Here is a 12,166-nt window from a genome sequence, read left to right as displayed (position 1 = left end):
ATGGGAAATTTTATCGGAAAATACGGACCACTTTTGATAGCAGAAATTGGAGGTAATCATGAAGGCGATTTTGAGTACGCTAAACGATTGGCACAACTAGCTATAGACAGCGGTGTTGATTATGTCAAGTTTCAAGTTTATACTGGTGATACCTTAGTTTCTCAGGTTGAAAGCCCAGATCGAAATAAACACTTTAAAAAGTTTGAGCTTTCACAAGAACAACATATAGAGCTGGCTGAAATGGTTTTGGCGGCAGGGGTCAAATATACCTCGTCTGTATGGGATTTAGATGCCATGGTTTGGCTCGATAAGTACATTTCTTTGTACAAAATAGGTAGTGGGGATTTAACTGCTTACCCAGTTTTAAGAAAGACAGCAGAACTAGGCAAGCCTATAATAATCTCAACGGGATTATCTACCGAAGCAGAAGTGCTCGAGGCTATTTCTTTTATTCAAAGCGTGAATGATATCTACAAAGACCCGAATTACCTGGCTGTACTTCAATGTACGAGTATGTATCCTATACCAAACGCGGATGCCAACCTAAGCGTAATGTCGCGATTAAAAGAACTTACAGGTCTTACCATAGGCTATTCTGATCACACTGAAGGTTCAAAAGCTTTGATGTATAGTGTTGCCATGGGAGCGGAAGTTTTGGAATTCCATTTTACCGATTCCAGAGAAGGAAAGGTCTTCAGAGACCACAAGGTTTCTTTGACAAATCCAGAAATCAAGGAGTTAATTGCCGAAATTCAAGAAATTAAGGGCTTGAAGGGATCAAACACCAAACAGCCTGTAGCTATTGAAATCGAAAACGGACACGTGCAAAGCTTCAGACGAGCCGTCTATCCCGCTAGAGATATTGAGGCAGGGGAAATATTTACTACAGAGAATTTAACAGTACTCCGCCCAAACGTTGGTATCGATGCTAGAGATTATGAAAAGTTGCTCGGAAAATCGTGTACTACTTCACTTAAAAAACATCAAAAATTAGATTGGAATCTGATCTCTTAATAAGGGCAAAAGTAAATCAGGAAAGGTCTAACAAAGGCTTGAAACTGATTTTTCTAATCTGGCCATTTTTAGCCGGTTGCATAGCTGTGCGAAATTTCGGCTTGAAAAGTAGCCGAAAAATTTTACTCTTTGTTTTTACGTATTTTGGATACACCATTAATTTTGCCAGAGAATCAATGGACGGATTTGCTCATAAAGAAAAATTTGAACTCTTTGCAAAATTAGATTCGAGTAGCTTTTTTGCTTTAATTCAAGCCATTTTACTGCGAAAATCTAATTCGGGCGAACTCGACCTTTATTCGGTTGTGGTGAACTTTTTAGTATCTCGCTTTACAGATTCCTACCAGGTTATGTTTATGGTTCATTCCTTTGTCTTTTCTTACTTTATGCTAAAAGTAATTGAAGTCATTTTTGATGATGTTGAAGGAATCAAATCGTTTAACGTTAAAGTTTTTTTTATTCTCTTGTGGTTCTTGATTCCAATCAATAACGTTCAAGCGATCCGTTTTCCAATCGCATCCTGGATTTATATCTATGGCGTTATTATGTATTTAAAGTCAGAAAATAAACGATTTTTATTTTTTTGTTTCCTGTCTTGTCTTGTTCATTTTAGCTTCGCTTTAGCAACAGTAGTTGTTTTAGCTTACAGTTTTTTAGGGAATCGCAATCTTTTGTATCTATCTTTCTTAGCACTTTCTTTTATTTTGCCAAATTTATTCTATAGTTTTTTGAGTAATTTCGATAGTTCTCAACTAGGTGAAGGAGTAGAAGATAAGATTCAAGGTTATTCTAGGGAAGATTACATCAAAATGAGAAATCAAAACTTAGAAAACCGAAATTGGTATTCCAGATTAAGAATACCATTTCTTCAATATGGATTTTATATCGCTTTGTTCTATAATGCATATCTTAAAAGATTTAGTTTAAAGTCTGATAAGTTTCAAGATAACCTAGTTTCTTTTATGATTTTATTTTTGGCCTTTATCCAATTTGGATTCGCATTCGACTCGCTGGGCAGGAGATTTCTTATTATATGGTTTGTGTTGGCGTCGATTTATTTTATAAGAAGTTATAGTCTGAACGCTTCTAGTGAATTAAAGTTACCAACTGCAATTTTATTTTTTCCAGTAGCTCTATGGTCAATTGTCCAATTAAGAATATCTCTTGATGTAACCACTTGGATGTTTTACATTGGAAATCCAGTGGTTGCAACATTTATCAAACTTGAAACTATATTAAAATAATAGGTATGCTTCCAAATAAAAATCCCTTGATCACGGTTTATGTTACTAATTACAACTACGGACGTTTTATTGGTGACTGCATCGAGAGTTTGTTACACCAAACCTGCCAGGATTTTGAAGTTATAATTATCGACGACGGTTCAACTGATAATTCTAAAGAAATCATCGAATCTTACAGACATGTTGAGAAAATCTCTATTATATATCAACAGAACAAAGGTCTGAACATTACCAATAATATTGCTATGCGCGCCGCCCAAGGAAAATACATAATGCGCTTAGATGCCGACGATTTTCTGGAGCCCAACGCACTGGAACTCATGTCGGCCAAATTGGAACAAGATGATAAATTAGGATTAGTTTTTCCTGACTATTATTACGTTGACCGAGATGGAAATAGAATAGGGGAAGAAAAGAGACACAACTTTGATGAGAATGTGTCACTTTACGATCAACCAGCCCACGGAGCTTGCACGATGATTCGATTGGAATATTTACGCAAACTTGGCGGTTATAACGAATCGTTTACCTGCCAAGATGGCTACGATTTATGGATAAAATTCATTACACATTACCCCGTTTCTAATATACGATTTCCACTCTTTTCTTATCGTCAGCATGGAAATAATCTAACATCTAACGAGTTGAGAATCCTTTCAACCAGACAAAAAATCAAGGATTTACATATCGAAACTTTTGGTGTACAGTTACCAACAACAATAGCGATTATTCCCCTTCGTAGAACCGTTATTGCGGGAATTGATTGGCTTCTTTTTCCTACTAATGAAAATGATACGGTTTTAAGTAATCTGCTAAGAACGGTTGCCGAATCTAAGAAAGTAGAGAAGATTGTTGTAACTACTTCAGATGTTGAATTGATACAATATTGTAGACAATTCGAAACGATTTTTTCAAATTTACTTGTGGTGGAGCGGCCTTCAGCTTTTGAAGAATTACACGAAACACTTTCTAAAACGATACATCTAGTTTTAAATCAGCCAGAAATTATTGATTTAATTCCGAAAGCTATCTTAACTATTGCCGCCGACTTTCCCTTTCTAACAACAGAAATCATAGATGATGCTATAAATACTTTGTCAATCTTTCAAGCTGATTCGCTTTTGAGTGTTCGTCCGGATAATAGGATGTACTACCAACACACAGGGCACGGAATGCAACCCCTTTTAGATCAGTATAAATTTACAAAACTAGAACGTGAAGCACTTTTTTCGGGTATGGGAGGAATCGTAGCCGCGACCGTTGATAGCTTTAAAAAGAGCGATCGAATGGTTGCAGGTAAAGTCGGACATATCGTCGTCGATCAAAAAGCAGCGCTTGGAGTTTTTTCTCCTTTTGATTTGGAAATTTTTAAGTCACTACAAAATACTATAAAACATGGAGTTTAAAAAGTATTTAAAAAGTCACTTTTATAATTCTCGAGGCTATTATACCGCAGATCCAATTGTTGTAATCGAAAGCGACGATTGGGGAAGTCAGCGCGTTGCGTCTAAACAAATTCAAGATGAGCTTTTAAAAAAAGGGCTTTTGAAAAACAATGCCTACAATAAATATGATAGCCTCGAAACCGCGATCGATATAGAGAATTTATGTGATGTATTGTCTAGCATAAAAAATGCAGCAGGTAAATCTCCTGTGTTTACAGCGAATTTTATCATGGAAAATCCCGACTATGATAAAATTAGAGCAAATCAATTTTCAAAGTTTGAATCAGAGAATTTTGAAAAATCTTACCTGCGTTTAGAAAGTCAATCAAAAACTAAATATTTTATCGATAAAGCTGTCGATGAGCAATTGATTTTTCCTCAATTCCACGGGCTAATTCACCTGCAGCGATTTCGTTGGCTTTCCGATCTTCAAAAAAATAATCCTAAACTTCGGAAAGCTTTTGATTTAGAATTCTATGGTTTTGGGAAAAATGAGTTAAATCCAAGAGGATATTTAGCGGCCTTTGATGCCGATTCTAAGTCAGAATTGTTTGAAATTGCGGAAGACATTCAAAATGGAGCAGAAACCTTCAAACAACACTTTAATTTTTATTCCGGTACTATTATTCCTCCTCAGAATACGTTACATACTAGCTTAAAATTAAAATTATCAAGCAGTAATTTCTTCGGAATTCAAGGTGCACGAGTAGTCAAAATGAAGCCATTGAATCCTAAAGAACCCACCCAAATAAAAAGATTTTCGGGTATTGATAAACAGAGTGGACTGGTAAATGTTGTCCGTAACGTAACATTTGAACCTTCCAGCGATCCGATCAACGGGATTGATCAAGCCATGAGCGAAATCAAGATCGCTTTTCAATGGAACAGACCTGCGGTAATCTGTACACACCGTGTGAATTACATAAGCAGATTGGATCCTAAAAATGGTTCTAGGGGGCTAGGCATGCTTAAAGAGTTGCTAGACAGAGTGGTGGCCAGCTATCCAGAGGTTAGATTCATGTCTTCGCAAGAATTAGCAACATTAATTATGAAAAGCTAATGGAAAAAATTCTTGTCACCGGTGCCGCCGGTTTTATAGGATACCACCTTTGCAAGTCACTTCTTGATAGAGGTTTTCATGTGGTTGGATTAGATAATTGTAACGATTATTATACACCGAAATTGAAATACAGTCGACTTGAGGAGCTAGGTATTTTAAATGCCGAGCACGTAAAGTTCGATCAAGCGCAACCTTCTACCAAATTCCCTGAATTCGAATTTTTCAAAAGTGATATTACCAATCAACAGATACTTCATGAGATATTTGAGAAATATCGTTTTAAAAAAGTTATTCATCTTGCTGCGCAAGCTGGTGTTCGGTATTCAATCGAAAATCCATCCGCATATTATCAGTCAAATATCATCGGTTTTGGTAACATATTAGAAGTTTCAGCCCGATTTGGAGTTGAAAAGTTAATTTATGCTTCTAGCTTTTCAATCTACGGAAATCAGAAAAAAGTACCCTTTGCAGAATCAGATGCCGTTGATAAGCCCATAAGCGTTTATGCGGCAACAAAGAAAAGCAATGAGTTAATGGCCCATGTATACTCGAGTTTGTACGGAATGGAAACCATAGGACTCCGTTTTTTTACAGTTTATGGCCCTTGGGGCAGACCCGACATGGCTCCTTATCTCTTTACGAATGCCATACTCCACAATAAGCCGATACAGGTTTTTAATAACGGAGATCTAAAGCGCGATTTTACTTACATCGATGATATTGTATCGGGTATAATATCTGTAAGTTTATCTTCTTATAAAGCAGGAAATTACGAGATTTTAAATATTGGAAACAATCAACCCGAACAGTTACTCGATTTTATTTCCTATTTAGAAAGCGCTATTGGGAAAAAAGCAATAAAAGATTTTCTCCCCATGCAGCCTGGCGATGTTTATCAAACTTTTGCCGACCTGAGTGAAATTGAAATGAAATACGGTTACAAGCCCGTAACGCGACTGAAAGAAGGCATACCTAAATTTGTAGATTGGTTTGTTTCATATCATAATCCAGCAAAATGATGAAAAAAAAGAAATGTGTTTTTCTAGTGTCATCGCTTGATGCTGGTGGTGCTGAAACGTATTTGTTACGGTTTCTCGCTTTCTCGGAATCTACAATCGATCCCATTGTTATTACAAAGGCGGGTAAAAAAGGAGCGCTATTGTCAGAATATGAAAAATACACTTCAAAAATCCTAACAGTTAATTCTGGCTATTTAAGTCTTATCGCTTGGTTTGAGCTATTTAAAATAATTAAGAAGGAAAAGCCCTCTTCTATATGCGACTTTACCGGCAATTTCGCGGGAATTCCATTGTTGATCGGAAGGCTCTTAAAAGTCCCCACTAGAATTGCTTTTTATAGAAGATCAAGCAATGCATTTAAAGAAACAGTGTTCAATCTTGCGTACAATTCGCTTATGAATAGATTGGTATTATATTCAGCTACTCGAATTTTAGCAAATTCTTATGCAGGTCTAAGTTTTTTCTTTAAAGAAAAGCAGAATGATTCACGAATGCAAGTAATTCGAAATGGTATTGATATTGAACTATTCAAAGCTCGAGCTACGAAAGAAGAACTCAGAGCACATTTTCAAATTCGAAGTGATTGTTTTGTTATAGGCCATACTGGAAGACTTAACAGTGCAAAAAACCATGAAACACTTATTGCAGTAGCCGCAGAGTTGAAAAAAGCAGGTTTCGATTTTCAGCTTGTGTTGTGTGGAAAAGATACAGATAAGCTTCTAGATAATTTACCTGATTCACTCACTAAATCTGATGTTATTAGTCTAGGATATCAAACCGTTATCCCAGACGTCTTAAAAACTTTCGATTTTTACTTTTTTCCTTCTGTGACCGAAGGCATGCCCAACGCTTTAATGGAAGCTATGGTCTCCGGACTTCCTTTTGTAGCTTCAAATATCGCTTCAATTAAAGAGATTGTTCCTGTCCAAAATCACAGTCAACTTTTTGAACCAACTGACGTACAGGCTTTTTCTACTTTTTTTAAGGGTATTTTCCTAAACAATGACAGTATTCAAAGTATGAGCTGTGAAAGCTTTGCTAAAGAGCAATATAATAACGAATTGCAGTTTTCTGCTTTTCTTAGAGAAATTTAGATGGACTTAATTTTTGCAACGAACGCCCGTTTTACAAAAACTCCCGATGGTAAGATATATGGGTATCATACCGCGCTAAATCGCAAAACTTTCGAACACTACCTTTTGAAGTTCGATAATGTAAAGATCATCGCAAGAGTTGAAAGGCACAAGGATGAAGTTCTAGATGATTCTATTCGTGTTGATTCGGATCGAATTTCAATTCTTGAAGTACCATATTTCATTGGTCCTTTGCAGTACTTGAAAAAAGCCAAAGCGGTGCGATCTGCGATTCGGAGTTTTATATCAAATGACGATGCGCTAATCTGCAGAGTGCCAGGAACTCTTGGTAGAATTGCAGCTTACGAAGCTATGAAGATAAAGAGAAAATATGGTGTGGAAGTCGCGGCTGATCCGTATGATGTTTTTGCACCGGGTTCTTTCAAGCATCCATTACGACGATTTTTGAGAATCATCGGAACATACCAGCTTAGAAGAGTCGTTAAGAATGCTTCAGCTGCTATATATGTTACGAAATACCAATTACAAAAACGGTATCCTGTTTCCTCAGGGATATTTCAAACGTATGCTTCCAATGTAATTTTAAAGTCAGAGTTTTTGGCTCATGCGCCTAAAAGTTTTACGAGAAAGACAATCTATGACTTAATTAGTGTAGGTAGTTTAGATCAGCTGTACAAGGCTCCTGATGTGCTTATTCAGGCTGTAGAGATCATCAATAACAAAGGATTGGATTTTAAAGTCCGCTTAACTTTTTTAGGAAGTGGAAAATACAGAAATTCACTTATTAGTGCTAAAAACTCCGGTTCTTCATCAGACCTTATAGATTTTCCTGGTGCCGTTAAACCCTTTTCTAAAGTAGTTGAGTATTTGGATAATGCTGACTTGTTCTTACTTGTTTCAAGAACCGAAGGCCTACCACGAGCTCTTGTAGAGGGAATGGGAAGGGGCTTGCCTGCAATTGGTACTCTAATTGGTGGGATACCCGAATTACTAGAAGAGCGGGTGTTGGTGCCCATAAATAATCCAACAGAAGTTGCAAACAAGGTTATCTCTATTCTTCAAAGCCCAGATTTATACAATAAACTGGCCGAAAGAAATTTGGAGTTTTCAAAGGATTTTGTTTGGGATAAACTAAATGAACGGCGATTTAGATTCTACGACGAGGTTATAAATTTTAAATCAAATTAGTATGAAAGAGATTATTATAATACCTGGATGTACAGACTTAAATAGAGGCGACCAAGCCCTAGTGTGGGAAACTGCAGAATTGATTAAAGCTGTAAATTCAGATACCAATTTTACTGTTTTGGAAAGCGGAACAAATCCAGAAGATATAGAATTGCAATCGCGACAAACGAAAAAACTAGGATACACTATTTTACCTAAGATTTTACGTCATCCTTCGCGAATTTCTAATACTAAAACCAAAAAGTCGATAAAATATACTAAAGTCGATTACGTGCTTTGGGGTTTTCAATCGGTTGTTGATTTAGTGTATACTTCAGCCTTATTAAGCCAATTTTCAGTAATTAATAATTTCGGCAAACTATTTCTTTCTGCTTCCCAAAAAGAGTCGCTCAAGCGGTTTCAAGAAGCTGAGTTAATAGCGGTAAAAGGCGGAGGTTTTATTCACGCCTACGGACGTGCAAGCGATTTTTATACCATGTACTTTTCGCTCTATCACATCCTGCTTGCACACCGTTATAAAAAAAATGTAATCGTATTTCCAAATTCGATAGGTCCTGTAAAAGGGTACTTTACCCGAAAGTTGGTGAAATACGTTTTAGGCAATTGTAAATTAGTAACCGTTCGCGAGCAAGTGTCGTTGAATTATGTACAAGAGAATTTAAAAATTAAAGCTAAGCTTTATCCCGATTTGGGATTTTATTTAAAAAATACAGCTACAGAAGGAAGAAAGTACTTGCTTGACAAACAGGTGCCATTGGATTCCAAAAAAACGGTCGGAATAACTCTTCGTCCGTATAGGTTCCCAAATTCTCAAGATCCTGAGCAGAGGTACAATGAGTATATTGCAGAAATACAGGAGTTTGTAAAGCTAGCAATAGAAAATAATTATCACCCTATTTTTTTCGCACACACCTTAGGTCCGGGCAGCCACGAGGATGACCGTCTAGCAATTGCTGATGTGAGAAAAAGACTAGATCAAAATTTACTTCAAAATACCAGCTACATAGAAGATTTTGATTTGAATTGTGTCAATATAATGGATTTATACTCACAACTAGATTTTATGGTAGGTACCCGTTTTCATTCGGTCATATTTGCCTTAAATGTAAATGTGCCAAGTATTGCAATAGCCTACGGAGGAAACAAGAGTTTTGGAATCATGAACGATATGAAACTTCCAGAATTTGTATACCCAATAGAAAAATTCTCTGGAAAAACACTTTATAGTTTAATGGAAAGTGGGATCGAAAACAAACAAATTTATCTCAATAAAATCAAAGATTATAGAGTTTATTTAGATGCGATATATAGCGAGTTTATTGAGGATGTAAGAAGAATACAGGAGTAAAATGAAAAAAATCTTATACACAGCAACAACACATATTCATTTACTTAACTTTCATTTACCCTATTTACGATGGTTTAAAGAGCAAGGTTACGAAGTTCATGTTGCTTGCAACGGAACGGAACAAATGCCCTTTGCAGACGTTGTTCATGTCGTGCCATTCGGTCGGATGCCCTTCGATAAAGGAAATCAGCAGGCCTATAAACAACTTAAGCAGATCATTGATTCTACACATTACGATCTTATTCACTGCCATACACCAATGGGCGGAATCGTAACAAGACTTGCCGCAAGACGAGCTCGAAAACGAGGAACAAAAGTATTTTACACCGCACACGGATTTCATTTTTACAAAGGAGCATCGTTGAAAAATTGGCTGGTGTTCTTCCCAATCGAGTGGCTGTTTGCGAGCTTTACCGACGCAATTATTACCATTAATAACGAAGATTTTCGCGCATTAAGCAATTTCAGCTTTCCCGTAAAGGGGAAATTTAAAACGGATGGCATAGGTATCAATCCAGATAGAATCGATTTATCTCCCTATAACAAAGAAGATGTAAAGCAAGAATTAGGAATACCCGAAAATCATCAGGTTGTCTTGTATATAGCAGAGTTTATTCCCCGAAAAAATCATCGCTTCATCTTTAATAACATCAAAGAAGTACTAGCTAAAAATCCAAATCTTACATTTGTTTTCACAGGTGGACAAGCCAAATTAGGTAGTGTTATGAGTGATTTCGCACAGCAAAACGGCTTTCAGTCGAACGTAAAAATTATGGGTTATCAAACAGAAATAGCCAAGTTCATAGCTGTTGCCGATTTTGGAATCTCAAGCAGTTTTGCCGAGGGCTTGCCCATTGGAATTGCCGAGCAAATGTCGGTCGGATTGCCGGTTGTCATCTCCAATATTCGAGGACATAATGAATTGGTCGAAGATTCTGTCAATGGTTTTATCTTTAATTTATCCGATAATGTTAAATTTGTTAACAGTTTAGTGGCGATTTCCCAAGACGAAACACTTCGTAACCGTTTAGGCGAAGCTGGAAAGAAATCGGTAAAAAAGTTCTTTATTGAAAAAGCACTCGAAGCCACAACCGAAATTTATAAACGCTTTTTGTGAAATCTATGATAAGCAAACTAATTCAACTTTATCGAAAAACGTTTTGGCCACCGCAAAGATTAGCCGCTTTCCAAGGAGTAAAATTTGGAAAAGGATGTAAAATTTATTCCAGGAATTTTGGATCCGAACCGTATCTTATCACAATTGGAGATTATGTTCAGATAACTGCAGGAGTAAGATTTGCCAATCACGGTGCGGCTTGGGTTTATCGTAGAACCGAACCCGATTTTGATTTTTTTGGAAAAATTAAGGTAGGAAATAATGTTTATATTGGAAATGCAGCAATTATTCTTCCTGGTGTGACCATTGGCGATAACGTGATTGTAGCTGCCGGTTCGGTGGTAACAAAGTCTATTCCAAACGATAGTATTGTTGGCGGTAACCCCGCGAGGATTCTTGGTAATGTTTGGGAGCTTAAAACACGAATAGATAATTTTAACGTAAATTCAAAAAGCTTATCTGAAAAGGAAAAGCGGATTTTTCTTTCAAGTTTAGCAGAAGATAAATTTCTAAAAAAGTAAGTAATTGAAAACACGGCTTGTAAACTTTTTGAAAAATATTCCCGGTTATAGAACTAATCGAAGGTTACTTGCTTTTGCAGTCGATGACTATGGAAATCTACGTGTGAAAGATAAAGCATCACAAATAGAATTCCACAATGCAGGAATGCCCGAAAGGTCTATATTTGACAAGCTTGACACACTAGAGACGGCAGACGACCTTTCAGCCCTTTTTGACGTGCTAGAATCTTTTAGAGATATCAACAGCAATCCCGTCTGCTTCACACCTTATGCACTTTGCTGTAATCCCAATTACCAAGAAATGGCTCGTAGCGATTTTGCAGAGTATAAAAATGAATTGCTTACCGAAACCTTTTCAAAAGTACCCGGTGGCATGCAATCGTGGGAAGCTTGGCAATATGGAATTAAATCGCGCTTGTTTGTGCCTGCCTTTCACGGGCGAGAACATTTGAATGTTAGATTAGTTTCGGATGCTTTAAAGCACAAAGACCCTAAAATACGCATCGCCTTTCAGCTGGGTTCCTTTTCAAATGTTGAGCAAAAAAAGTATCCATCCTTTTATGCCGCCTTCGATCAAGTCGACTCTTCAGATACGGCGCTTCATAAAGATATAATATTAGACGGACTTCAAAAGTTTGAAGAGGTTTTCGGATTTAGAGCCATTAACTTCAATGCGCCAGGCGGTCGCGAATCACATGATTTGCATCAAACTTTAATAGATAATGGCATTGAGTTCATAGATAGCGGATTTGAAAAATTGATTACACTTCCACAAGGAAAAGTACAGAAGGAGTATATGTGGATGGGCAAAAAAACAGCAACTGGGTTACGCGTTGTATTGCGAAACGGAGTTTTCGAACCAGCTAGTAACTCAAAAGCTTTGGAAAGCGCATTTTCCCAAATAGCCACCGCTTTTCGCTTAGGAAAACCCGCTGTTGTAAGTTCACATCGGTTTAATTTCTCTGGCTCTATTGACGAAAACAATCGGAAAAAAAGTCTGGCCGATTTAAAAAAGCTGCTTAGTTTAGTTCAAAAAGTATATCCAGATGTAGAATTTGTAAGTACAGCAGAGCTAGGTAATATAATGAAAGGAAAAGATTATGTATAGAAAGTACT

General features: G+C 36.9%; 11 protein-coding genes. All 11 read left to right on the top strand.

Annotation, left to right across the window (positions count from 1 at the left end; all coding sequences use genetic code 11):
- The 11 genes from ACOVQQ_RS08030 (at position 1) to ACOVQQ_RS07980 (ending at position 12,158) form a co-directional block, all read left to right on the top strand.
- Entirely contained in the window at positions 1–1,014 is a 1,014-nt protein-coding gene (locus ACOVQQ_RS08030; protein ID WP_421817738.1) for an N-acetylneuraminate synthase family protein, read from the top strand.
- The gene (locus ACOVQQ_RS08025) at positions 996–2,258 is read left to right on the top strand and encodes an EpsG family protein (RefSeq protein ID WP_421817737.1); all 1,263 of its coding nucleotides are present in this window, start codon (positions 996–998) and stop codon (positions 2,256–2,258) included. The genes ACOVQQ_RS08030 and ACOVQQ_RS08025 overlap by 19 nt, the downstream gene beginning before the upstream one ends.
- A gap of 5 nt (positions 2,259–2,263) precedes the next feature.
- On the top strand, positions 2,264–3,664 hold the full coding sequence (locus ACOVQQ_RS08020; RefSeq protein ID WP_421817736.1) for a glycosyltransferase: 1,401 nt from the start codon (positions 2,264–2,266) through the stop codon (positions 3,662–3,664).
- On the top strand, positions 3,654–4,763 hold the full coding sequence (locus tag ACOVQQ_RS08015) for a hypothetical protein (protein ID WP_421817735.1): 1,110 nt from the start codon (positions 3,654–3,656) through the stop codon (positions 4,761–4,763). The genes ACOVQQ_RS08020 and ACOVQQ_RS08015 overlap by 11 nt, the downstream gene beginning before the upstream one ends.
- A complete protein-coding gene (locus tag ACOVQQ_RS08010) occupies positions 4,763–5,782 on the top strand; it encodes an NAD-dependent epimerase/dehydratase family protein (protein WP_421817734.1) in 1,020 nt (339 codons plus the stop codon). Before ACOVQQ_RS08015 ends, ACOVQQ_RS08010 begins: the two co-directional genes overlap by 1 nt.
- Entirely contained in the window at positions 5,779–6,876 is a 1,098-nt protein-coding gene (locus ACOVQQ_RS08005) for a glycosyltransferase (protein WP_421817733.1), read from the top strand. Before ACOVQQ_RS08010 ends, ACOVQQ_RS08005 begins: the two co-directional genes overlap by 4 nt.
- On the top strand, positions 6,877–8,064 hold the full coding sequence (locus ACOVQQ_RS08000) for a glycosyltransferase family 4 protein (RefSeq protein ID WP_421817732.1): 1,188 nt from the start codon (positions 6,877–6,879) through the stop codon (positions 8,062–8,064). It abuts the gene before it with no gap.
- Position 8,065: 1 nt separating this feature from the next.
- Positions 8,066–9,412 (top strand): polysaccharide pyruvyl transferase family protein, encoded by a 1,347-nt coding sequence (locus ACOVQQ_RS07995; protein WP_421817731.1) that lies wholly within the window; start codon positions 8,066–8,068, stop codon positions 9,410–9,412.
- A gap of 1 nt (position 9,413) precedes the next feature.
- The gene (locus ACOVQQ_RS07990; protein WP_421817730.1) at positions 9,414–10,529 is read left to right on the top strand and encodes a glycosyltransferase; all 1,116 of its coding nucleotides are present in this window, start codon (positions 9,414–9,416) and stop codon (positions 10,527–10,529) included.
- Between the two features lie 5 nt (positions 10,530–10,534).
- The gene (locus tag ACOVQQ_RS07985) at positions 10,535–11,050 is read left to right on the top strand and encodes an acyltransferase (RefSeq protein WP_421817729.1); all 516 of its coding nucleotides are present in this window, start codon (positions 10,535–10,537) and stop codon (positions 11,048–11,050) included.
- Positions 11,051–11,153: 103 nt separating this feature from the next.
- The gene (locus ACOVQQ_RS07980) at positions 11,154–12,158 is read left to right on the top strand and encodes a hypothetical protein (protein WP_421817728.1); all 1,005 of its coding nucleotides are present in this window, start codon (positions 11,154–11,156) and stop codon (positions 12,156–12,158) included.
- The last annotated feature ends 8 nt before the right edge of the window (positions 12,159–12,166 follow it).

The sequence above is a fragment of the Flavobacterium sp. genome, from assembly GCF_049240005.1.
Taxonomy (GTDB): Bacteria; Bacteroidota; Bacteroidia; order Flavobacteriales; family Flavobacteriaceae; genus Flavobacterium.
Note: the sequence above shows the minus strand (reverse complement) of the source record. Positions and strands in the feature narration are given on the sequence as shown.